The organism is Serratia sp. BW106 (assembly GCF_002607755.1).
GTDB classification, from domain to species: Bacteria; Pseudomonadota; Gammaproteobacteria; order Enterobacterales; family Enterobacteriaceae; genus Serratia; species Serratia proteamaculans.
Map to the genome: position 1 here is coordinate 79,528 of NZ_MCGS01000007.1, position 24,058 is coordinate 103,585.

The window sequence follows — 24,058 nt, forward strand, 5'->3', positions numbered from 1 at the left end:
TTTTAGACTCAATTTCCCAACAGAAAAGTACGTAACGCGGTCACGAAATCATCCGGGCGTTCCACATTAGACAGATGCACCACCGGCAACACCTGTAGCTCTGCTCCTGGCAGGGTGCGGGCCAGCAGCTCACCATGTGACAACGCCGTCACCGTATCGTCACGCCCGGCGATGACTAGCGTGGGCGAGGTAATCAATGCCACGGTTCGACGCATATCCAAATCACGCACGGCGGCAAAACATCCGGCCAGCCCTTGCGCCGGCGTGGCCAGGAGCATTGCGCGGAACCTGGCCACCGTCGCCGGGTGCTGTTGCCGGTAATCCGCTGAAAACCAGTTAGCAAGAAACCCCTCGGCAACGGCCTGAATATCAACCGGTGGTTGCAGTTCGGCAATTCTCTTGTCCCATTGCTCCGTCGGCCCCAAATAAGAAGAGGTATTGGCCAGGATCAACTTTTCTATCCTCTCAGGGGCGTGTACGCCAAGCCACTGCCCGACCATGCCCCCTAATGACAAGCCGCAAAAGTACACCCTGCCGAGTTGCAACACATCCAGCAACTCAAGTACGTCGCGCCCTAACCGCGCGATCGAATAGGCTCCCGAAGGAGCATCCGAGGCCCCGTGCCCCCGACTGTCATAACGCAAGACGGTAAAGTGCGATGATAACGCCGTGATTTGGTCATCCCACATCGCCAACGCGGTGCCGATCGAATTGGATAAAACCAATACCGGCTTATCGGTGTTGCCATCAAACCGGTAGGCGATCTTGCAACCATCCCCGGTGGTAATAAAAGATACGCTGCTCATACTCTCTCCCACGGCTCTTGAACGCGGGATAATTCCCTGCGCCCGATATCCACTATGCTAATAGGATTAAAAAAAGCTGACGAGCGCCTTAAATGACCGGCTGTGTAGCCTGACAGGAACCCATTTTGACTATCAACGATCGCCTCACCGGCATTACCACCTTTGTGCGGGTGGTTGAGGCAGGCAATTTTGCCCTGGCCGCTGAACGCCTGCACCTCACCCGCTCGGCTGTGGGTAAAAGCATTGCCCGGCTGGAGCAACGTCTCGGGGTATTGTTATTTCATCGTAATCCCCGTGGTCTGAACCTGACGCTTGAGGGCCAGGCTTACTACGACCGCTGTCTGCGTGCATTAAGCGAACTGGATGCCGCCGATGCCGAACTCGACAGTGGACGACGGGAGCCGCAGGGGTGTTTACGCGTCAGCGCACCAAAACTGCTGGGCCGCCACTGCATCACGCCGATCCTGATGAGATTGCTCGACAGCTACCCTGAACTGAGGATCGACATCAGGCTTAACGATCGGGTCGCGGATTTGGTTGAGGATGGTTTCGATTTGGCGGTACGTATTGGCCCGCTGGCAGACAGTGCGAGCCTTATCGCTCGCCGGTTAGGAGAGCAATATCTTGCACTTTGCGCCGCACCGGCTTACCTGGCCGCACGCGGCACCCCGGAAGACATCGCAGCGCTTGATGGCCACAGTGGCGTGGCTTACCACCGTTCCGGCGAAGATATCGGTTGGCGTCAGTTGCTGGCGGATCCCGACTTCGGTGATCTGAACATCGATATCCGCCTGCGGGTCGATGATCTGCATTCGCTGGCAGATGCCGCCGTTGCCGGTGCAGGCCTGGTTTGGCTGCCTAATTGGCTGTTAACGCACTATCTGCGCAACGGTGCACTGGTACCGATACTCGGTCACATTAAACTGATACCCAGTGAGATCCATGCGGTTTGGCCGCACACCCGCTATCTGCCGGCCAAGACCCGGGCGGCAATCGACGCGCTGTTGGCGCAGATGCCGGTTTTACTGCAAGGTATTTAGTGACGGTGCTTAAAAGTGGGGAAATCCATCGCCCCACCCGAAGGGTAACAAGGCTTGCCATGCTGTTGCTTGTTTTTCCCGCAGCGGTATTCACTATACTGGGTGTTATGGCGTTTTCGGTTTGCCAGGTCGGTGGCGGCACGCTGTTGTTCCTGCGCTATTGCCTCATCATTGGCCTGCGCCAAAGCTTCTGCGCTCCATATCTTATGTTTTAGCCCACTGCGTTTTTGCTGATAGCTGTCAGCGACTTTATTATCCAGTGGAGGTTCTGCGTGGTACTGAAAATCCACCGATGCCAGAGCGCTGAAGCAATAGCACTGCGCCACGCAGGCGAGAAAGATCCTTTTCATCGATATACTCCCAAAATTCAGTTAACCCGAGGATCCAATGGCGTACCCGCTACCCGTTGATCGACAGACGATGACGCTGTGGCCACCTCGCATTGCCGCTGGCGAATAGCGGACTCCAGTGCTTTGCGCTGAGCGCGTAAAGCGGCGAGCTGCGCCTGTTCCGAGCGTATTTGCTCTACATACCAGAGATGTTGCAACACGCCATTTAACCGCTGCCGATAATCAACGGCGGGGTTCTCCTCCCCCACGGGGGCAGGAGTTGGATGCTTGTCGACAAACGCACAGCAACAGGAAGACGCCAGCAAAGTTAGCGCTGTCGTCATTACAGAAGACAATTTCAAAAGCATAAACTCCATTAAAGCCCATACGGCGGCTCACTCTCATTATATTAACGAGAGTTTCCTTGATGATTAATCAATGGCGCTCAAATAGCGGACAGATTAATTGATGAAAACTAAACGCAAATTAAATAGAAAATACTGAGGCTAATAATGGGTGGGGATAATATATTTAGTCAGTTAACGATCTAACACCCTTGATTAGCCTATTGTTTCGCCGTTGTATATTCGCTTTTAAAATAGACTTAATCATGACTGCCAGTAAATAAAAAAATACTTTTTTTAGTTTATTAACTCGTATTCAGTCGCGGATAACGTCGAGACAGGCTGCATTATATTTCAATAAGGGGGGAAATAATTTAACTTAAGATAAACAGGATGCAGAACTAAAAAAGGCCGGGATAGCTCCCGACCTTCTCTCAATGCTCGATGGGTTTAGACTAACTCAACCACATCAAACTTGACTTCGCCGCTGAGGTCGGCTTCGTAATCAACACCTTGCAGACCAAAACCGAACAGGCGCAGGAACTCGGCCTTATAGCCCTGGTAATCGGTCAACTCATTGATGTTGCTGTCGTCGATCTGTGCCCAGATTTCACGGCAGGTGTTCTGCACGTCGTCGCGCAGTTCCCAGTCGTCCAGACGCAGGCGGTGCTTCTCATCGGTATCCGGTGCGGTACCACTGTACAGCTTGGTGGCGAACAGACGCTGGATTTGCTCGATGCAGCCTTCGTGGATCCCCTGCGCCTTCATGATTTTGAAGACGATAGAGATATACAACGGCATTACCGGGATAGCAGAAGAAGCCTGAGTCACCACCGACTTCAGCACGGCAACGTAAGCCGCGCCGCCTTTGGCTTTCAGTTTCTGATCGATGGCCAGCGCCGCACGATCCAGATCTTCTTTTGCTTTGCCCAACGTACCGTGCCAGTAAATTGGCCAGGTCAGGTCGGTACCGATATAGGAGTAAGCTACTGCCTGCACGTTATCTGCCAGCACGCCGGCTTCTTCCAGTGCATCCATCCACAGCTGCCAGTCCTGGCCGCCCATCACTTTGACAGTGTCGGCAATTTCTTGCTCGTTGGCCGGCTCAACCACGGCTTCAACCAGCACGTCTTTATTGGTATCGAGTGCCACGGATTTGTACGGTTCGCCGATAGGTTTCAGCGCAGAGCGCACCACTTCACCGGTTTCCGGCATTTTACGTACCGGCGAAGCCAGTGAGTAAACCACCATGTCGATCTGGCCCAGGTCCTGTTTGATCAGGTCGATAACCGTTTGGCGGCATTCATTAGAGAATGCATCGCCGTTAACGCTTTTCGCGTACAGGCCTTCTTCTTTAGCTGCCTTGTCAAAACCAGCAGAGTTGTACCAGCCGGCAGAACCGGTTTTGGCTTCGCTGCCCGGCTTTTCAAAAAATACGCCGATGGTGGCCGCACCGCTGCCGAATGCAGCATTGACGCGTGATGCCAGGCCATAACCGGTGGAAGCACCGATCACCAGCACTTTTTTCGGGCCGTTTTTCAGTTCGCCACGTGATTTAACGTAGGCAATTTGCTCACGGACATTGGCTTCACAGCCTGCCGGGTGAGCGGTAGTGCAGATAAAACCACGAATTTTAGGTTTGATAATCATAGTAATTTTTTCTTGGTAGCTAAAAACCGAAGGACAATATACCTGATTTTCTCAATATACTTAAGCTGGGTGCATTGCAGAATCGCAACAAGTGCAGTGAACAGACCAGTTACACCGGTGAAATCTTGCTGCCGCGGCAGGGGTATGGGGAGAAACGCGAGGATCTTTGAGTGGGTTTCAAGGCCAGGCTACTGTGCGCCCGGCCCGACAAAAACCAATCAGACTTTTTTCTTTTCCAACTGCTCAACCAGCGTATAGCGCAGTGAAGAGGCGTCGGCCGGTACGTTTTCCAACTCGGTTACCTTGACCTTCAGGCGGTAACGGTAGCCCGGTTCGAAGTTAAAGCCTTCAATTTGGCTGTAAAACAATTCCCACTGCCCCTGCACGGAGTGACGTACCTGCATGCATTTCATTGGGGCGACGCCCATACAATCCACCAGCGCACTGTTCACCAGCAACACTTCCGTATGGTCGCCGTCTTTACTCACGGGTTGGCTCACGATCGCTCCCTCCTGGCTGCAGCCGGCCAAACCGGCTAAGGCAACAAATAACAACGCTTTGATTTTCAATGTAATGCACCATTGAGTCTTTGGGTGCGCTGATAGTAACAAAGCTACGGCCATCGGGGCCAGCGGCGTGTTCCGAATTTGGGGAAAATGGACCGGTCTGCGGAAGGTATCGTGACAGTAAAGCACAAAATCAGACCCGCTTTTCTTTGTTCCGGCGGCTCATTAAGACAAAAATAACGGCAGGCATTACCTTACACTCAACGCCGACTAATGCTGGTGGGTCATGGTGAACACTCCATGTAGCGGAATTTTACTCTCACCGTGACCCGCCAGCATTATCACCTGGAGGCCGGGAGACCAGCATATTAACTGAAACCTCAAGCAATAATTTGATTGCTAATTTTTCCCTTAAGCCAAAGCAAACTCGGTGTTAATTCACCATTTGCTAACCACAACTTCTGGGTCTAAGTTTATGAAACCAATAATCCTAAAGGGGTTTTCTATGCGTTTACTTCCTTGCCTTTTTATCGCGGGTTCGATGGCTTTATTGTCGGGCTGTGCCAGCCAGCCGCAGGTGACCAGCGATTATGACCACAGCGCCAACTTCACCCAATACCATACCTACGGTTTTGCCACAGAAACTGCCGGGCAATATCAGACGCTGACGGGCAAGTACATTCAATCGGCGATTAAACAACAGATGGAACAACGCGGGTATAAAGTCAGCGCAACCCCTGACCTGCTGGTATACAGCAGCGCGATGAAGCAAAACAAGGTGCAGGTGAACGACGCTCCGGTGCCGGTCGGCCGCAGAGGTTATGCTGGCTGGGGGGGCTATAATCAAACCGTTTGGAGCTATACCGAAGGCACCCTGACGGTAGACCTGGTGGACAGCAAGAAGAAACAGCTGGTCTGGCGTGGAACCGCCAGCAACACGCTGAGTTCGGATGGTAAAGCGGCCAGCCAGGCCCAGATCCAACAGGCAGTAACCGCGCTGTTTGCCACCTACTCTTTCCAGGCCGGCCCGGTAAGCCGCTGATTGTTTTAGAAAACATCAGTCAGAATGGCCAGCCCTATTAAAAATAGCGGTACTAACCGTACCGCCATATGTAGGATTTAGTTAGCAAAAACGCAATTACGGCCAGATGGTGCACCCACCACGCGCGACATACCTTTACAGGTAACAACAACTTTTTGACCTTTTTTCAATGCCAGCGCTGTCGACTTTTCTGAATCCTTAATACCCATCATTGCAGGTAAAAACTCATTGCTTGTTTTTAAACGAACAATAATTGAGTCAGTGAAGTCTTTGTCGATAGATTGTACGGTTCCAGACACCTCGATGATCTTACCTTTCATTTTTTCATCTGCAGCAACTTCATTGTCATCGTAATCTTTGAACAACTCACTAGCTGTAGTTTTGTACACTTCTTTAGCTGGCGTAGAAGAAACTGGCGCACTTTCTGAAGAGGTTGATTCAGTAGCTGGGCTATCTTTTTTATCGCCTGCAAAGTAGCCAATAACAGCCAAAGCCACGACGATGTAAAGTATCCATTTTAAAATTTTTTTCATTGCTTTCCCTTACCTAATACAGTTTTTAGTTTCCATTAAAACAGCCCCAATAGGGTTCACTTTATTACCATCTCATTCAAAAAAAATAGTTTAGATGAGATACTAATTATTTTATCTGGGAGAGTAACAACGGTATCAATGTCACTACTTTCTGCGATATAGAGTATATAAACCCCCGGCGATGGCGTGGATTCATAAATAAAAATAGAGCACAGACCTACCCACCAACGAGCATCAGTTTGCCGGTTACAATAGTCCAGCATTTCGGCATGATTAAGGTTGACTCATAGGGTGCTGGTCATAAAGCGACATGTTAGTATTTAACATGCTTGTAGCCCCTGGAAAACAAATCACTAGTTAGATATTTTGCTTTATATCTCATGAGATTGCAAATATACAGCCCTCAAAAAACGTAGAAAATTTATGGATATTGACTACAAATAAGCTCTTCTCGGGTCTGTCCGGACTGATCCGGAATGCCATGCAACGCCTGGAGCTATATGCATCCCCTCGATCATAACCAAAAAGTACTTAGCTACTATCGATAGCATCAGCGTGTGACAGTCGATAAATCGAGAGCTCACGGCATGGTGGTGCAGAATACTCAGCGTAGTATAAGAGAATTCATTATCCCAACCAGTGATTGGCGGCAAAGTGGCGACTGAGGAAGAAAAAGAGGGTAATACGGTAGAACAGGAGGCGTGATAAGTGATTTTTTTGCTTGTAAGTAACTGTTTTAAAATAACAAACAAAAAAAGACCGAATACGATTCCTTTAGCCGGCCACGTGTAATTTAACCCTTATAAATCAAATAGATATCTGATTTTCGTCGAATTCTAACCTATCAATGCCGTCTTTAAATTAACATTCGAGATCAGATAGTTATGATGTTTTTAGGAAAATTTCGGACAAACTTCGGACATAAAAATGACTTCGACCGTGTTCACTATATGCCTTATCCTTGCCGCCGTCATGGTGCTTGTTCACCCGGCGTTCTGTATCCCCTTCCTCATCGCCACCTACCTGCTCGCGGGGAAAGGTCGAATGGATCTGGACAGCAACACCAGTATCATCCTTGGAATCGTTGGTTTTTTCGCTGTTCTGTTCATTTTCGCTGCTATCCATCAGTCACTAAAATGAGGCTCCCTTGCTTGCCTATTGAACACTATAAGGCTAACGTGAACGGATCAAAATACAGCGAGATTAGGCCATGGACTCATCAGAACAAATTATCAACGAGATCATCCAGCAAAATGTGGACGCCATTATTGGCGACGCCGTACAGCGTATTTTTAGAAAAAGAGTGGAAGTGAATACAGAAACCCTGCTCGAATGCCTCGCTGACCAAATCACTTTATATCAGGTTAAAGGCGACAAGAAGAAATCCTTCCTCTTGTCGCTCGCTATTAAACAGATTGAATCCAATCACGGTAATAAGTAAATATCACTTATTGAAATACGGGTTCACCCGCTCGACCGCCTGTTGCACCAGTTTATTTCGCTGAGCCATAAAGCGGTCAATCCTTTCCCTCTTCTGCTCTGCCGTCAGAATACGATCAATGCGCACCAGCTCAATTCGATTGTTCAACTGGCGAAGCTCTGTCTGCGTCTTCGTTAACCCCTTCCGCTGTGACAACTTATCCCTGTTTTCCGCCTGCAGCTCTTGAGCATCTTCAATTCGCCCCTGCTTCCGGTACGAATTGATGGTGCTTTGGATCTGGTTCACTTGCTGCATAATTCGGTAGAAGTCCTCACTGAACTGAGTGGACTTCGCTGGATCGTCACCATAGCCGCGCACAAGTGATTTAATTACCGGCATTTCGTCCAGCCGCATTGCGGCTGTTTCGCCATTATCCTGCATGCCGCGCATCAGAATGTTGGTTGCGCCCATGACATACGCGCCCAGGCTCCCGGTATACCCCTGTATGATGTGATCCAGCATCTTCGGCGATAGGTTGGTGGCTTCACCGATTTCACGCATCAGTAAGCTGGTTTGGTCGTTATATCTGGCGCCAGCGATGAGGTTGCTGTCCGCCATGTTCTCAATCGGCCCACCTTTGAAGAAATCGTAGTTCACATACGCTTCCGCGATCGGCATCGCTACCTGTGGAATTGGGTTAAAGGCCATCATTTCCATGAAATTATGGGCCACCAGTTTTCCAAATTTACCGGCAGAGTCTTTTCCGTCCAGCGCGCGAACAAGCCGCTCAGGCATAGTGGCAAAAAACGTGCCGAACTCGAACGGCTTCGGCATGCGGATATGTAAACCACCTGGAAGGAAGAAATGCCAATAAGTGTCCTTATCCCAATCCGGTAATTCCTCATACCGCGGATCGTCCCAGTTCAATGCCAACAGGGCCAAAGAAGCAGCAGTAATCATGCCACCGCGCTTCAATACCCCTTGCGGATCCGACTTAATCGCGCGTCCCAGCTTACTCAGCCCCTGCATGCGCGCGTTGAAGAACGGTAGCATGTCACTGAGGTTGATCATGATTTTGCTAGCCCCCATCATGCTGAAATCCATCAGATCACGAGATTCGAATGCAGCCAGCGCCTTTCCTTTTCCCGACCGAATCGCTGCGTCGTAAGTTGCCAAGCGGTTGGCATTCTCCGCCGCTTCGCTAAGGTGGCGATACTTCTCAAGCCCTGCTCCCAGCTTATCCATGACATCTTTGCTGCTTCGTACAATGGATGACTCGAACTCATTGATCTGGCTGTCGGTATACCCCTTTCGGCGCAGCACACTTCTGATTGAGCGCGCGGTCGATGCCGGGTCATAAACGTTGGAATATCCGCCTCCAAATGTGGCGCCGGCGAACATCATATCGATAAGGCTATCATCCGTTTTAAGAGCCTTGTTGAAACCCTTGAAGGAATCAGTAACCGCTTTGAAACCATCCTTGTTAATCGCCCAGGAATGGAGAGAATCCCGCAAGAAATTTCGAACGATGAAGTCCGGCATGCTGGTTGTGCCGATCGTCAGCACCTTCTTCGCCTGACGCGCCGCTTTCATAAATGCCGAGTTGCTGCGCTCAAGGTCAATCATGGTAAACGCACGATAGAGCTCAGGGTCATTAACCTGTACCAGTTGTTCTTTGCCATCAGTGAATACTTTCACCACATCCTTACCGATCCGCTCGAAGTCCATTTTGTTGGGCGACTCGATCACGTCCAGTACGCCAGTATCGGCCAGGTTAACCACCGCGCGCCGCATTGCCTCATTCTTCATGGACGCATCTACTGACTTGGCCACATAGTTGAACAGGTTCTCAATCGGATCCTTAATAGTCAGCTCACTACCCTTCAGCTTGCGGACGGTGCTGCTTTGGTTTGCGATACCCCGCGTACTCCATGGCCCTTTCACCTCCCCATCTTCCGCCTCTCGGTAATACGGCAGATACCAGGCACTTTCCCAGTTGGCGCGACTCTCCGGATCAATCAGGCCCATATCCTGCTGTAGATCCAGAATCGACTTAATGAAGGCGTCGTATTTCTTCTTCTGGGCGTCGAACAGTGATTCATTACCCTTGTTCAAGCCTTTCATATAGGCGATCTCATCAGCCGTGAAGTTGTTCTCTTTGCCTTGAGCCATCAGGCGTTCTGAACGGTGGCCGGCGATCCACTTGAGGAAGTTTTCGCGATGATTACCCAGGCTATCGAGAATACCCATCAGCGCGTCTTCTTTACCGGTTCCAACCTGACGCTCCACAACTCCTTCTGCCTTATTGTATTTCGGTAAGCCATGTTCCAGAGTGGCCGCAGTGACTGAGCCAGCACCTGCCGCCATACGCGCGCCAATGTATGCCGATGATCGGGCATCTGATTTGCCAGCCGCATCTTCCGCATACTTGAGGGGTGCCATACCGTCGAAGGTTTTGGTATTCAGTTTACGGCCCATCTCCTGCAGCCAGCTTTTCAGCTCCGTTCTGTCCTTCGATTTCACCATGCCGTAAAAGTCTTTCGCCTTTTCGACCTTCCCTTTCTCGACGTTGAACCCCATTTTCCTATTGGTGATCTCGTCCATGGTGGCTTCACCAGTACGGGAGTAAAGCGCGGTGTTCTTGCGGATATCATCGGGAGAGAGTATATTTTTACTTGAGCCGCTAAGGGTGTTCGCCTCGGGCAATTGGAGCCCGACTGCATGAAGCCACTTAGCGGCTTTTCCTTTGTTCAGATACAGCAAATTATTATCAAGCTGGCTCTGAAGGGCTGCACTGTTATCCTTCCCGTATACACTCGCAATCTTGTTGATCTCGGCAAAACCAGCCCCTTTCCCGTTCAGGTGAATTGCCGCAATGACTGGGTTGCCATAAACATCCTTAGCCTCCACCAAAGCAACAAGTGCGTCCCCTTCCGTGGATGAGCGCATTACCGCAACAGGATCTGCAATCAGTTCCGGTAACCGCTGCATGTCTTCCAACCGCACCTGATGCGCACGCACTGTCGGGTCGGTCGCTTTATGTACGACAGATGCAGGCATAACCATTTCCAGATTGCGTGCACCGAGCGCGCGGTACACCGCGGGAGTATCGCCAAGGCGAACCATGCCGCGCGGTGCCTTATCCATTCCGGCAATGTTATCGACCTCATCCACAAAGCTCTTGGCGTCATAGCTGTCTGGCTTAAACGGATCCTTCCGACCAGATGCTGAGTAAAGCGCATCAGTGCGGCTAAACGTGTCGTCAAACTCCCTGCTGCCAGGCTGCTCCCCTTCATACATCGCGGTGCGTTTAAACCTGCCAGCAATGGAGCGCAAGATATTGCGAATTTCCGCCGGCGTGATATCACTCGGGTTAAAGAAGTTGGCTTTGCGTAGCGCGTTGGTGATGATGGAGACGAACCGATCCCAAACGGCACCCAATCCAGTAAGTTCAGACCGTTCGGCCATGTGGGCCAGAAACTCGTTGGCCTGCACCTCTGGCGACTCATTGCCGTATGACTTCTGCACCTGACGCCATACGGCCTGAATCTCCGGGTTCTTGCTATCACGCGTCTGGTGCAGCACGCGGATAATACGGTCATATTCCACATCACCGATCACTGAGGCCAAGCCATGGTGCGCCAAAACTTCGTGCCGCAGCTTGGCACGAAGCTGCTTTCCGTCCGCAATATTATCGGCAACCACAATCACGCGGCTGAGCTCTGGTTGATAAATGGCGTGCACGATACCGAACTCTTTAGGAATGCCATTCGGCATCATAGCCGCGGCGTCGGCCTGGGACTGAACAACCTGAACTTTGATTTTTGCTGCGCCATTGAAGCGACGAACCCACTGGTCAGCGATATGCTGAGCCTGTTTGTCCCCCATTCCCTTCTCCGGCCTCGCCCCAGACGTATCAAAATTACCCTCAGAAAGGATATTGCCGCCGCCAATATCAAGGCCATCTTTTGAATAGAAAGCCACGCCGCGATCTGTAGGTTTGGTTTTCAGCGTTTTGAACAAAGTATCGAAAGCATCGCGAACGCCATTATTCAGCTCGGCTTCTGTCGGATAGGCGTAGGTGCCCGGGTTGCCATGCTCGTCCGATTTTTTGAGGTTGACCAAGTAATCATTGCGGATGCCTTTGGCCTCGGCCCGATCGAGGATATAGCGCTCAAACGAACGAGCAGCCATTTCAACATTGGTTGCCCAATAGGGTTTGCTGCGCAGCTCGTCCAGCCTCTGTGCGCGGGCCACCATGCCACTATCGCCAACGGCTTTCATCACCCCTTTCCATGCATTCCAGACCTCTTGCCGCACAGGGAAATCAGCCGGCACCATCTTCCCGTCCTGGAACTTCATGGTCTGCCGGCGGCGAACCGTCGCATAATTGTCGCCACGCCCACCGCCTACATCAGCCTGGCCGAAATAGTTGTCCAACGCATGGAACCACTCATGCGCCAGCGAACCGGCACCTTTATTTTTCGTCAGGTTGATCACAACCTCACCCGGTTCGTAATGCGCTTTAACTGCATTCGCGCCGCCGCGACCGCGCGCGCCGAACGCAAGACCGAGCTCTCCATTAAGAGAAATGGCTTTTGCCGGAACACCGATGATGTCAGCCATGTCATGCAGGCTGTCAAAGGCATCGTTCAATTCAGCCTGGCGGCGGCCCGACTCCACATAGTTTCCGAACTGCACCCCTCGGAAACCAAACTCTTTATCGAACTGCGCAGTGGTAACGTCGGCGGATCTCCGTGCAGCACCTGCACGCTGGGCGTTGGTATCCCGGCGTTGTTCGGCGCGCGCCTGATCACGCTGCCGGGAGATTTTGCTTTCCAGTTCAGCACGGTTCTCATTAAGGTAATCGCGTGCAGCGCGAGGATCCTTGAACCCTTCCTTTATCCTGGCTACCCCGCTAGCCCCTTTGTAGCCGATGAAAATATCACGGGTTTGGCGATCAACATGGATAGTGAAATTGGTTTGTTTCGACGCTGGAGCGCCACCACTTTGTTGGTCAATATACGCGCGAGCTTTATCCATAAAGTTAGCTTTATCTGTATCAGCAACTCCGCTAATCGCCATCCCATTGGCTCTTTCCAGCTCGTAGACCGATTTTCCCGGATCCGGGTATTGCTTGCCCTCATACATAGAGTAATGCGAATGACGCACGCGATACTTTGATGCTGCAGCCATTTGCTCTGGCGGCAATGAGGAAATCAGATCGTGCGTATCCAACATGCCACGCAAATTCTTGCTATTGAGAATCTTTTCACGAACATCAGCGACACTGACTTTTCCATTAAGCAGATCAGCAGAAAGCCCCTTCATCGTCTGGGCAGATTCAACCCAGCGTGACAGTAAACGTTTCGGCTTAGTCGATGGGATTTGAGCCCGTAGCATTGAGATTAACGCCAGCTTATCGTGGCCCACGCCGCCATCAGACATTTTGCTGTAATCAGGTTGAGGGAACAGTTTGGACAAGGGTTCAGTTCGATAATGCTCATCCGTAGCATTGCGCTCCATTGCCTCCGAGAACTTGCCCCACTTATGCTTCGCAGCCCCTTCCAGCTTTTGTCCGAAGTCGTCAATCTGATCTTCATGACGAGTGGATCCATGGTCATTCCCTGAATCATCAACTTCTGCGCTTCCGCGCCAGTGAGGCCTTTTGGCGCGATGTTCGTTGAGAATTGGACGATATTGAGCACCATACATTCTCCGTTCCTCTGGCGTGCCATGAGCAGCCCTGAAGATGCTCATCACATGACCACCGGCACTATCATCAGCAAGCATCCGCTGTATCAGCTCTGCAGACTCGTCCTTTGTCAGTCCATTTTCTGTGGCCACTGCCTGTGGTTCTGCAACCCGCACTTTTTCTACCGGCATGCGTATCGCATACCCACCCTCAACAGCCTCGATCTTGGCACCGGGTGTTTTTCCTGATCGAGATGCTTTAGCCATACGTAATGTAGAAAATGGCTTGTCGCCAAACAGCCGTAGTTCACCCTCGCCGTCATGTTGGCTGGGCGTTGGTTTTGGCTTATCGACTGGCATACGTATCGCATAACCACCTTCGACGGCCTCGATCGTTGCGCCAGGTGTTTTACCCGATCGGGACGCCTTAGCCATTCGTAATGTGGCGAAAGGTTTATTTCCAAAGAACCGCAGTTCACCGACTGGCTCACCTTTAGCATAAGCCTCGGTCTGCGCATCAATGGGGACACCAGCAGCGCGCTGCCGATTGTCCGGTAATCCTTGAAGCTGGTTATTGGCGCCGACACCCTCGGAGTATTCACGCAGGTTACGCTGATCGCGTGTCTCTCCCTGGGTAAATGCTGGTGCGGATCCGGCCTGCACATCGTCAGTATTGGTTACTGGCCCATCGGCGAAAATGATGTTCTTGTCCGTGATCGCATTGCCTGGAACCGTCTCGCCGTCATAGGTCTGAGATGCCCGGCCAACTTCATTCGCACGCGTTTCCGCATCGCGCGGTATGAATTCCTGGCCCCGAACCTGCTCCCCGGCGCGGAACTGTGGCCCAGCGCCAACCTGCGGATCGTCGGCATTCACATTAGCCACTTCACCCGGCATGGCGATAACTGACGTTTTCCCCGGAGGCGGCAACCGCGGCATAAGCGCTTCACGGATTTGATCCGCCCGCTCCTGTGCCGCCAGTTCTTCTGGGGTATAACCCTGATCACCCGATTCCATTTGCTGCTGGATTAATTCGTCCGGCGTCGGTGATGGCTGCTGTTCGGCCAGCGCACGCTGTACGTCGTTATCTTCGGCAAAGCCCTGAATGCGTGGGTCTTGGCGCAAATACGCTGGGGTGTCTCTGAACTCATCGGCCCGCGTTGTCGCGGCACCAGCAACCTCTTCAGCAGCAAACTGTCCAGGAGCTTCTGGTGCCGGTTGTGCTGGCATTGCATCTGGATTATTGCCGTTGACCGGCTGCTGCTCTCCAGCAGGAATTTCCTCATTAACTGATTGATTTTGTTGTTCACTACCCTGCTGTTCAGGTGTTGACCGACCACCACGAAAACCACCGACCGCACCAATAGAACCACCAAGACCAGCACCAAGAACCGCATTACTTGCACCGGTGGTCACCACATCCTTCATAGGGTCGATTTTTTGCCCGGCAGTATCAATAAGCTGTTGGTTCTGGACATATCGCTGCCCAGCTCCCTGAGCAAACTCGGTGGTTCCTTCGGCAGCAGCCCCAGTCAAGGCACCGGAAAGCACACCGGACGCGGCACCTTTCTTTGTTAGCAAATTGAGAAGTGTATGGTCACCCATGGCTGATGCTGCGATATTGATAAGTAGCATTTTGGGATCAGCAGTTACTGTGCTAGCAGCCTTATCTGCAACCTGATTCCTTGCCAAGGTAAGTTTTTCGGTGTCGGTAAGAGAAGCATTCGCCGGATTTAAATCAACATTATCGAATGCTTTTTGAAACGATGGGCTTTTCATCAAATCATTAAAAGACAAGGCGTTAACTTGGTCACGAATGTCAGAACCACCTTGTCCCTGAGCGGGTGCCGTCATTGCGCCGACAAACGCGGTTTTACCTGCAACGGTTGCAGCTCTATCAGCTGTCTCTTTTGCTATCTGCCTGGCAGTTTCCTCGGGCAACTTTTTGCTCAGACGGTTAAATAAAGAATTCTCAACAGCGTTTCTCGTAGATGCGGCTCCGAGCTTAGAAGCAGCGCCACCGGTCAGTAATTGGGCCACCGTTGGTATTGCATTCATCATCCATGCGTCTTTATCAAAAAAACCGGCCCCAAGCTTGTAATTACCCTTATCATCCTCTTCAACGAACGGCATCGCGGCAGCCTGTTTGGCATCATCACTATAGCCATCTTGGATCGAGCTTGAGGCCGAACCGGCAAGCTTTCCAGCAGCACCAATTGCGACAGAACCCCCGCGCGATAATGGATTGCCTGGACTCTCCCGCATAACTTTAAGCATTTCGGGATCAACACCCAGCTCAATCAGGGGCTTGTTTTCCCCAGAGCGAAAGCCAGCAGCTTTGCGGTCAAGAATTTCATTGCCAGCATGGAATAACTGAGCTCCATCTTTAACCATATCAAGTGAAGTGGAAGCTAGACTTCGGGCCATATCCCCCACACCAATACTCGGATCAGGAACTACCGATTTTCGGCCGGCGGCCTCGCGCGCTTTACGCACCTGCTCCCAGTCGAATCCAGTACTACCAGTTTCACCAGGCTGCCGGATGTTCAACGATTCACGGTTGTTGTTTAATGCTTGCTCTTCAGGTCGCTGTTGTTGCGGATCATAGGCCATTTGTGGCTCCAGAATTTAGGCGAAAAAAAACCGCCAAGCGGCGGGTTCGATGAGGATAATTGTTTGCAGTTGGTTTGATACATCGAATATCCCTAACGGCTTTATGCGAGCCATGGATAAGCCTTCATTTCCTCTTCATTCGGCAAGCGATAGTGTCCATTTCCCTCTGGCACGCCTATATCCATCAGCATCATTCCGAACTCGCGAAGGAAGGCGTTCATGTAGCGAATGCCACGCCTATTAAGCTCAAGTGCGGAGCCACCAACAAATATAACGTTCTCAGTTGGCTGGCGGTCGAACGGTTTTAGCAGCTTGAAATAGAACATCGCCTGCCCTTCGCGGCTGAATTTCTCATTAAGACGCCCGTCCAGAAGCCCTGCAATGAAATGCTGGTTTACCTGTATGTCACCAATCATGTGTCGATAAACAAGCGCTTGATTGTGCTTTAACAGGTAGTAGCAATATGCCTCGGACACACGCCAGCAGAAGAATTCATGAGTTGGAATTTTATCGCTCATACTGCAAGCCACCGAGATCTGGGATCTTAACCTGAGAAAGCTCAGCTATTAATTTCTCCGCGGCCCGGATCTGCTTCAGATGACGTTTACGTGTATTCATACTAACGCTACCTGGACGACCAAATGTTTCAAGTGACCACTCATTGGCTTTTACTACTCGGTTCTGCATCTCGCCAATGGTTACAGCCCTTAGCTCTTCCATATCCAACAATGCCAAGCTTGTCTGAGATTCGCGCTCTATCAGGTCAAGCAGCCACCGACGAAGCGATTTTGCGACCTTTGTACGAGATACCATGCCGATAAGGTGTGCACCACGCGGTGAAAAAAGACGTAACTGAATTCTCTCTAACTCATTGTTTTTATTGCTGACCGTCACTTTAGACAAAATGGTCATGCTGCTGGTAAATTCGTCTTTATGGCGTTGATAAATCTTATTTACCTGCTTAACGTCAGCGTATCCAAGCAGATCGGAAAGAACCTCCCCAGTAAACCAAATTTTCCCATCGCCATTCTCATATGGAACAACAGCATGATTCTCAAATGTTAGTTCTTTCATATCGGTAGTTACCTTATAGAAACGAGCCTTGTTGCCCAGAAACGCCAGCGCATAGAGACGGCTACCGGCCTAAACCAGCATTTCTCCAAGGCTTGTTTCTGTAAGACTCTATGCATTGATATGCGCCGGGCATGGCGCGATGGATACAAAAAAGCCCCGGCAGGCGAACCTGTCAGGGCTGAGTTTGGAGCAATAAAAAACCGGAGCAGCTTTTAGGCATACTCCGGCATCATTCCCAAATTTAGCGCATTATCTGCTCTGAGTTAAGAGATGATTTTTAATCTTCACTTCCTTCAGTAGCCTCCATCCAAGCAATGCGGTCGCTTGCACGGTTTCAATCTTGGTATCTTCATCACAGTGTGTAAGTAATTCTAAAAGCGTAGCTAAGTTGGCTAATACATCTTCATTGCTCAGTGTCACGGAAATCTCCCCAGCAGAAGCCGAACATATCAATCTGAATTCAAATGGTTTTTATTAATTAACTGTATGCATGTACAGTAATATTTTATTACATCCCTGTCAACGCAGACACCGATAAGTTTGTTGTGCTGACAATAGCCGACAATCTGAATTATTGAACAACCAATAGTTACCAACTTAATTTATTTCAAAAAAACAAATAGATAACCCCAACTAAAGCTGTCAAATGCAAAAGCGCAACGGTCAAATGCGCTTTTGCATCACTGGGGGTTTACTGCTGTTGTCGCTGCGACTGCTGACGCATCTCTCTCAGATACCCTGCAGCATACGAATTATCGGGCAGTTGTGACGGTGCCTGGCCTTGTTGATTTGTGCTGACAGGTGCCGGTGGCGGAGTGCCGCCCTGCTTCTTGGATTTCCATAGCTGGAAGCCCTGCATGTCCTCTGGCTTGCGCGGATCTGGTACTTCACCGAATTGCTGCTTGTACTGCTCGGCGTAGGAAGAAAACTCCGGATCCTGTGCCGGTGTCTGCGGCACAGACTGCCCGTAAGAATTCATTACCTCACCCTGCAACTGATCATACTGAGCATTGATTTCAGCCATCGCCCGCTCATCAGTTGCCCCTGCCAGTGCCTTGGCGCGGGCCTTACCTACATCGAGCAGGTCACGGCGCAATCCTTTGGCCTCTTCACGGCTAGCAGTCTTATCCGGCGGGTTGACCATGTTGTTGAGGAAGGCGGCGCGATCCGGCTGGTTAAGCTGGCCGACCATCTGACCGTAGCCGCGGATTTCATCCATCATGCGGGATACCGGCATGTGAGCAAGTTGGTTATCACGCTCATCTGCAGAGCCTAATTCAGTCATCGGTTTCTGAGCCGTAGAACCATCGTCATACTTCACCGTTAAGCCAGGAATGATGTACTTCCCATCCTCACTGACTCCAATGTGACCCAGCTCTTTACTGACGATTTTCTTGCCCGTTTGCGGATCGACTTCACCCACGCCGCGCTGAATATGTGGCGACAACACCGTATTCATCAGCTTGATGACCTTCGGATCGTTGTAGTCCATCTCGCCGGAAAGCACCTTCGGCATGACGCGGTTCACTTCCATAACGTTGTTGATGGCTTCCTTGCCAAAAAAGCGGCCAGGGTTAAGCGGGTTATCTTTCGAGATCTGCGAATACAATTGAGGATCAAATTTGCCAGTCTCTTCCATCTGCTTATACAGGGTCTGAACAACCGGCATTTCGTTCTGCAGGCGCTGGCTGCGCTCTTCCTGAGCCATGCGGTAGTTGTATTCCTTCTGCCGCATACCCAGCTCCTGCGCACGCATACCAAGGCCAGCGCGACTGATACCTACCTGCTGCTCATCAAGTGCGTGGCGTAGGCCCCATTGCTTATCACCCACCTGGTCGCGTTCTTTTTGATAACCAAAATTGCGCTGATCGCGATCTTTGCCGTAATTAAAATCGGCCTCACGCAGGCTGTAATTGCGATCGGAGTCCTTCACTTGCTGCTGCAGGGCCGCATCGCGCTGCTGCATTTCTTTGTTACGCGTAATAGCAGCATCGGCAGTATTGAAGCCTGCCAGAAAGCCATCCGCTAAACCTTGAACACCCATGATTTACTCCTTAGAAAAGTTGGCTTGCCAGCAGACCGACCGCCGCGCCGATCCCCATACCGATTGGGCCACCCCATGCACCGGCTGTCGCACCAGTCGCTGCCGCAGTACCTGCACCGGCGGCAACACCCGTTGCTGTTCCTGCGGCCGCTGCGCCACCTGCAGCGGCTGCCGTTCCTGCTGCTGCGGTACCGGCGGCGGCAGTGCCTGCGGCGGCTGTTCCGGCTGCCGCGCCTGCAGCTCCAGCCCCTGCGGCTCCCGCAGCACCGGCACCAGCCGCTGAACCTGCAGCCGTACCTGCACCACCGCCAAGCAAAGAGCTACCGGAACCCATCGCCAGCCCCATGCCAGCGCCAGTACCCGTCATCTGCATCTTCATTTGCTTCTCAGCATCCTTCAGTTGCTGATTTGCCACCTCTCGCTGAGTTTCACGCGATGATGCTTCACCAAAGCCCTGAAGCGCTTGCTGGCGCGTCTGGTTCGCGATATCCACTAACCCGTATCCCATTAGCTGCTACTCCCGCCGCCGATGTTCATTTGCTGGCGAAGGCTGGCGCTTCCCCCCGTCAGAATATTCATTTGCCGATCCGCTTCACCTTCGCGGATCCCGTTTTTGGCCCCGGCAGTTGCCAACGCGGAGCGGAGCCCAAGACTGTTGTCTCCGACTGTAGGCGCTTGCGCCACCCCATAGCGCGCCATCTGGTTCTGCTGCCCTACCTGTGCCGTGTTCAGCGTCTGCTGAGTATTGGCATCAGCACGCGCGAGCTGGTCGTTCATCAGCTGGCCGCTGGTCGCTAAACCCATCAGCTCTTTCTGCTTCGGGTAAAACCGGTTCTGCCAGTCCGCGTACTGCTCCCGGATCAATCGGGCATATGTATCTGCCGCCTGTCCCATAATTGGCCCCTGTTAGTTAAAGGTCGATTTACCGAATGGCGTATTGGACACGCCGTATTGACCGCCGCTATTACTCCCGCCGAATACACCAGTTGAACCGGCGTTTGAGGCCGGAGCCGCCGCATCCTGTAACCCATAGGTGCGCACAGCAGCACCTCCCAATGCACCAGCCACCCCCGCCGTCGCCTGTCGGTTGCTCATCGAGCGCTGCGCATCGGACTGTGCTTTCTGCATGCTGGTATTGGCGATGCTATTGAACCCTGACAGGGCATCAGCTTTCTGACCCGCCCCCATAGCAACGACATCCTGCAGGCCACCAGCATACTTATCGGCCTGCGTACTCTGTGCGCGGTTGGTCGTGTCAATCTGGCCGGCAACCTGATCTGACGTGATATTGTCGAGCGTTCCCTGAAATTTGCCGCTACTTGGATCCACGCCGCTGGCCGCCAACTGCGTGGCGGTATCCTGCCGCGCCTTACCGAACTCAGCCTGGTACCCAAGATTGGTATCATTGGCAATGTCCGCATACTTCTGCTCGCTGTTCAGCGCATCGACCTTATCCATGAACAAGTTTTCATAGGGACGGAGCTCGTTCTGATAGAGATCCCATTGCTGCGAAGCTACTTGCGCTGCTGCTTTCTCGTTCTCTGTTTCTTTGATTTCGTTACTACCGCCTTTGCCCATACCACCCTCACACCGGGATCCGGAATTTCATTAATCCATCTTCATCAGGCAGGCGCACAAAACCGAGCCGCCTGGCTACCCTGATGAACCCTTTTCTGTCTGTGTAAAACTCGGCCCATCTGCCGCCTATCATTCGCGTCAGCTCTTTAACCCGTGGGGTATATCGAACCAAGCCATCGTTCGCGGTGCTCACCCCGAGCCAGACCACCACATACGGAACACCGTTTTGCATACGGGGCCGCAGGACGATCCGCGCATCATCAGCACCAAAGCAAAACGCCTGCTTTTCACGGCAGGCGTCTTGGATATCTGTTATCAAGTTTTTGTCGGCGCTTCGCCTGGCAAGGGTATTCACCTTTTCTTCAAGCGCTTTCATTGCGGGCCGCTCGTGGCGATCTGACGCCCTGACTTATAAACGCCGATTACCGGCTTCGCCCTCACTTCAGGACTTCCGGTACTACCGCCGCCACTGATCACAGGGGTTGTAATTGCCACTGTGCTTCCCCGGTTCTCTCCTATCCGGATGATTAACTGCTGCTGTTTATCACGCCCGACCGCAGGGAGCTGTATGCCCTCGAGCAAATAATTTAACGATCCGCTTTCCCCGCTATTTCCCGTGTCCTTGTAAGCAATTTGGATATCTTCATGGCCCGGGCTACGCAAAATTACGGTGAAGTACTGTCTATCAGCGCTTGCTGCCAGAATCGTGACATTTGTATCCATGACGCGATCGAAATCTTCGCCCACAATATTCCAGATCACATGATCCCCAGCCTCACTAGACCATGTGAAGCCATAACGTACACCTTGAGTAATGGGTGGCAGATAGATCCCACCAGACTGCGCGTTATACACGTCGCCAACGAGCTTATTGGCGTAGATAGTGCCGCGAACATCGCAGTCTTCCAGTATCTGGCAGTTCCTGAATGTGGCCCGCTCTGCGTACACGTCATAGAACCATCCGCCATTGGCCGTCATGAAGTTCATGCTGGCATTGATTGCCGTCATGTTGCCGTTTTCATCGACCTTGAACCGACCATTTTCAATTCGTGCAGAACGCAACAGCGGAGTGATCATCTCAATACCAGCGATAACCCGGTCAGCAATCAGGTTCTGTGCAGCATCCGGATCCGTTTTCGCAAACGTGCCGGCGGTGTCATTGAAAGGCCCCGGCACACCGTTGGCATTAACGTGGCGGATCCAGTAATAGGCACCAGGCGTACCGGTGTTTTGCGGATCGCTGAAGACTCCAGCGGCTTCTGTGCCCACGATAACCGCGTCCGCCAGATTATCCTCGCTGTTACGGTAGACTTCTGTTAGTGAGTGGCCGCCGTATTTCGGCATATCCCACACCAGCGCGATAAACGAGAATGCACCATAGGCCGTGAAGCCTGTTGGTTTAGTGGGGAACTGCGTCGGTTTGTTTGCTCCCGGCCCGCCCCAATCCGGTGGCGGCGTCCAGCCGGGTATCAAAGACACGCCACCGTTACCCGCTTTCTTGGTCGAGAAGCCGAGTCGAGCCAAATCACGCACCGTGACCGCACGATCAAGTCCATCGCCCCGCTGCCCAGTCAGCGTTTGAATATTCTCTGCCACCGTCGGCAAATCAGTACCTGAGCGGAATTTTCCTTTGTTGCTCACGCGGGCATCTCCATCATTGATGTGGACAGAGTGATCCGGTCAACCTGACCTCTACCCCACGTTTCGATCATCCACTTCCGGCCTGAGATTGGCGGTAACTTAAGCATGCTTTCTCGCATGGTGCCCGGCGGCAAAGTGATCACCTGCGCGCCATCGACAATGATGTTGATACCGACGAAGAACAACTGATCGCTCATGACGCGCAAGCAGGAAAAAGAGGTGTCATAGGGTGCCAGAAACGGCTTCGACCGCCAGCGCATGCTCACTGGCATCTCACCCCCCTGAAGTGAATAGAGTTCCTTCCCTTTCACGATGTAAAGCGTGTCGCTCTTCTCATCGTTAAAACCGGCATCGAACGAAGTTGTTATGTGTCTGATATCCATCATTTGGGGATTGAAGATAAAACCTGCGGTGCCATCAACCGTGTCGTATAACGCAAGATATTCGTTCTCAACCCGCCAGGCGCGGATCGATGAAGGGTTAAACATCTTCCGCCACTGCTTTTGTTCGATGATTTTCTCAGTGGCCACCAGCGCATTACCCGATGCGTCCACAGTGACAATACCGTTCGGCGAAGCATAAATAGCAAACCCGTCCATCGCCACCATTGAGCAGCGCGAGACACAAGCAAGTGTGATATTAGGTTCGGTGCTGCTGATGTTTGATGGGGTAATACCGCTGAATAAATACGGATCACCCTCGGTACCGACCACAAGAGAAGTGCCGACTGGTGCGATGGCGACAATCTTGTTCATGGTGGTCTGTCGGTTGGATGGTTTCCAGGCATACGGGAGATAGGCTTCAGAGAACATTACCTCGTTGCCTTTAAACCCGGCGCAGATACCGTTCTTCATGGCGCACAAACCGATCATTCCTTCCGGCGGCATCATGTAGTCGTAGGTTTCCAGTGTCGCGCTTAACTCTGCACCAGACAATGAATCGTCATAGGAACCGATGGCAATCCCCAACTCTACCACCAACAGAAAGTCAGCCGTGCTATCGCTGGTTGCTGAGCGATAAATACGGCGCCGCGTGATATTGCTGTTCTGGGTGCCCGGCGGCTGTAGTTGCAATGCAACCGTACTCCCCGGGTACACAATAGTGACCTCTGCTGATGCGGGCCCAGGCGGCCCCTCCTCTCCATATTCAGTCACATAGGTTTCAACGTAGAAACGCGATTCATCGTCAGTGGGGTCATCTTCCCCCGGATCTGCCGGCGGCGTTACGCCACCAATTGTAATGGCATGTTCTGGCGCAGGAATGCCCAACCGAAAGTAAGCTGCAGGGTAGTTCCCCTGTCCTTGCGTTGCAATGCGGTTGCTGGTCACCTTGGGATAGGTGCCGTCCGTAAAGTACACCCGGTCATAATCGTCGTTGGCTACCGGGCTACGGATCGCTTCTACGATACCGCTCCATGCAAACCAAACATCATCGTGATAGTTGAAGATGGTACCAGGCGCAATGCTGAACACTTTGCCTTGCTTGGCATCAACGTTATTCGGGGTGATCACGCCGTGGCGAAAATGGCAGTTATTGGCGATCGTCGCAGAGGATTGCGGCAACAGGTGCGCGACCATGCGCGGCATCTCACCGCCCATAGTTGTGATGTCGATATCAGGCATATGGGGTCACAAATTGAGGGAATAAAAAAACCGACCTTGCTGTTAAGCATAGATCGGCATCTTTGGGGAATTTAGCGCGCATCCTGTTACAAAGCAACCATATTAGGACTGGTATGATTGCA

21 protein-coding genes are annotated in these 24,058 nt (G+C 51.9%); 3 read left to right on the forward strand and 18 right to left on the reverse strand.

The window, feature by feature from the left end; genetic code table 11:
- Positions 1-8: 8 nt before the first annotated feature.
- Positions 9-806 carry a 3-oxoadipate enol-lactonase gene (gene pcaD / locus BEI65_RS05025; protein ID WP_099062392.1) on the reverse strand — a complete coding sequence of 266 codons (798 nt, stop codon included), beginning with the start codon at positions 804-806 and terminating at the stop codon, positions 9-11.
- A gap of 131 nt (positions 807-937) precedes the next feature.
- Between pcaD and BEI65_RS05030 the strand changes: the two genes are divergently transcribed.
- Positions 938-1,846 (forward strand): LysR family transcriptional regulator, encoded by a 909-nt coding sequence (locus BEI65_RS05030; RefSeq protein WP_099062542.1) that lies wholly within the window; start codon positions 938-940, stop codon positions 1,844-1,846.
- On the opposite strand, the gene BEI65_RS05035 is transcribed toward BEI65_RS05030, so the two are convergent.
- The 4 genes from BEI65_RS05035 to BEI65_RS05050 form a co-directional block, all read right to left on the reverse strand.
- Positions 1,843-2,196 carry a hypothetical protein gene (locus BEI65_RS05035; RefSeq protein ID WP_099062393.1) on the reverse strand — a complete coding sequence of 118 codons (354 nt, stop codon included), beginning with the start codon at positions 2,194-2,196 and terminating at the stop codon, positions 1,843-1,845. The two genes, BEI65_RS05030 and BEI65_RS05035, sit on opposite strands and share 4 nt — an antisense overlap.
- Before the next feature lie 17 nt (positions 2,197-2,213).
- Positions 2,214-2,543, reverse strand: a complete 330-nt coding sequence (locus BEI65_RS05040) for a hypothetical protein (protein ID WP_198404401.1) — start codon at positions 2,541-2,543, stop codon at positions 2,214-2,216.
- A 426-nt stretch (positions 2,544-2,969) separates the two neighbouring features.
- On the reverse strand, positions 2,970-4,169 hold the full coding sequence (fabV, locus tag BEI65_RS05045; protein ID WP_085116277.1) for an enoyl-ACP reductase FabV: 1,200 nt from the start codon (positions 4,167-4,169) through the stop codon (positions 2,970-2,972).
- Positions 4,170-4,387: 218 nt separating this feature from the next.
- Complete coding sequence (locus BEI65_RS05050) at positions 4,388-4,738, reverse strand: DUF4377 domain-containing protein (RefSeq protein ID WP_099062394.1); 351 nt, start codon at positions 4,736-4,738, stop codon at positions 4,388-4,390.
- 442 nt (positions 4,739-5,180) lie between these two features.
- Between BEI65_RS05050 and BEI65_RS05055 the strand changes: the two genes are divergently transcribed.
- Positions 5,181-5,717, forward strand: coding sequence for a DUF4136 domain-containing protein (locus BEI65_RS05055; protein ID WP_232518987.1), 537 nt, complete (start codon positions 5,181-5,183; stop codon positions 5,715-5,717).
- A 77-nt stretch (positions 5,718-5,794) separates the two neighbouring features.
- Here the strand turns inward: BEI65_RS05055 and BEI65_RS05060 are convergent, their stop codons facing one another.
- Both BEI65_RS05060 and BEI65_RS26705 read right to left on the reverse strand, forming a co-directional pair.
- Positions 5,795-6,250 carry a hypothetical protein gene (locus BEI65_RS05060; RefSeq protein WP_099062396.1) on the reverse strand — a complete coding sequence of 152 codons (456 nt, stop codon included), beginning with the start codon at positions 6,248-6,250 and terminating at the stop codon, positions 5,795-5,797.
- Positions 6,251-7,132: 882 nt separating this feature from the next.
- On the reverse strand, positions 7,133-7,375 hold the full coding sequence (locus BEI65_RS26705) for a hypothetical protein (protein ID WP_157765421.1): 243 nt from the start codon (positions 7,373-7,375) through the stop codon (positions 7,133-7,135).
- Positions 7,376-7,460: 85 nt separating this feature from the next.
- Between BEI65_RS26705 and BEI65_RS05070 the strand changes: the two genes are divergently transcribed.
- Entirely contained in the window at positions 7,461-7,691 is a 231-nt protein-coding gene (locus tag BEI65_RS05070; RefSeq protein ID WP_099062398.1) for a hypothetical protein, read from the forward strand.
- 3 nt (positions 7,692-7,694) lie between these two features.
- Here the strand turns inward: BEI65_RS05070 and BEI65_RS05075 are convergent, their stop codons facing one another.
- The 11 genes from BEI65_RS05075 to BEI65_RS05120 all read right to left on the reverse strand — a co-directional run bounded on the left by BEI65_RS05075 (position 7,695) and on the right by BEI65_RS05120 (position 23,936).
- Positions 7,695-15,977, reverse strand: a complete 8,283-nt coding sequence (locus BEI65_RS05075; protein WP_099062399.1) for an LPD38 domain-containing protein — start codon at positions 15,975-15,977, stop codon at positions 7,695-7,697.
- Between the two features lie 101 nt (positions 15,978-16,078).
- On the reverse strand, positions 16,079-16,495 hold the full coding sequence (locus BEI65_RS05080) for a hypothetical protein (RefSeq protein WP_099062400.1): 417 nt from the start codon (positions 16,493-16,495) through the stop codon (positions 16,079-16,081).
- Positions 16,485-17,051 (reverse strand): BRO family protein, encoded by a 567-nt coding sequence (locus BEI65_RS05085; RefSeq protein ID WP_099062401.1) that lies wholly within the window; start codon positions 17,049-17,051, stop codon positions 16,485-16,487. The genes BEI65_RS05080 and BEI65_RS05085 overlap by 11 nt, the downstream gene beginning before the upstream one ends.
- A 249-nt stretch (positions 17,052-17,300) precedes the next feature.
- The gene (locus BEI65_RS26950) at positions 17,301-17,471 is read right to left on the reverse strand and encodes a hypothetical protein (RefSeq protein ID WP_198404402.1); all 171 of its coding nucleotides are present in this window, start codon (positions 17,469-17,471) and stop codon (positions 17,301-17,303) included.
- Between the two features lie 271 nt (positions 17,472-17,742).
- Entirely contained in the window at positions 17,743-19,095 is a 1,353-nt protein-coding gene (locus BEI65_RS05090; RefSeq protein ID WP_099062402.1) for a hypothetical protein, read from the reverse strand.
- Positions 19,096-19,098: 3 nt separating this feature from the next.
- Complete coding sequence (locus BEI65_RS26710) at positions 19,099-19,407, reverse strand: hypothetical protein (protein WP_157765422.1); 309 nt, start codon at positions 19,405-19,407, stop codon at positions 19,099-19,101.
- Positions 19,408-19,602: 195 nt separating this feature from the next.
- Entirely contained in the window at positions 19,603-19,989 is a 387-nt protein-coding gene (locus BEI65_RS05100) for a hypothetical protein (RefSeq protein WP_099062404.1), read from the reverse strand.
- Between the two features lie 12 nt (positions 19,990-20,001).
- Positions 20,002-20,673 carry a hypothetical protein gene (locus BEI65_RS05105; protein WP_099062405.1) on the reverse strand — a complete coding sequence of 224 codons (672 nt, stop codon included), beginning with the start codon at positions 20,671-20,673 and terminating at the stop codon, positions 20,002-20,004.
- A 7-nt stretch (positions 20,674-20,680) separates the two neighbouring features.
- Complete coding sequence (locus BEI65_RS05110) at positions 20,681-21,049, reverse strand: hypothetical protein (RefSeq protein ID WP_099062406.1); 369 nt, start codon at positions 21,047-21,049, stop codon at positions 20,681-20,683.
- On the reverse strand, positions 21,046-22,314 hold the full coding sequence (locus tag BEI65_RS05115; protein WP_099062407.1) for a hypothetical protein: 1,269 nt from the start codon (positions 22,312-22,314) through the stop codon (positions 21,046-21,048). The genes BEI65_RS05110 and BEI65_RS05115 overlap by 4 nt, the downstream gene beginning before the upstream one ends.
- On the reverse strand, positions 22,311-23,936 hold the full coding sequence (locus tag BEI65_RS05120) for a hypothetical protein (RefSeq protein WP_099062408.1): 1,626 nt from the start codon (positions 23,934-23,936) through the stop codon (positions 22,311-22,313). Before BEI65_RS05120 ends, BEI65_RS05115 begins: the two co-directional genes overlap by 4 nt.
- Positions 23,937-24,058: the final 122 nt, after the last annotated feature.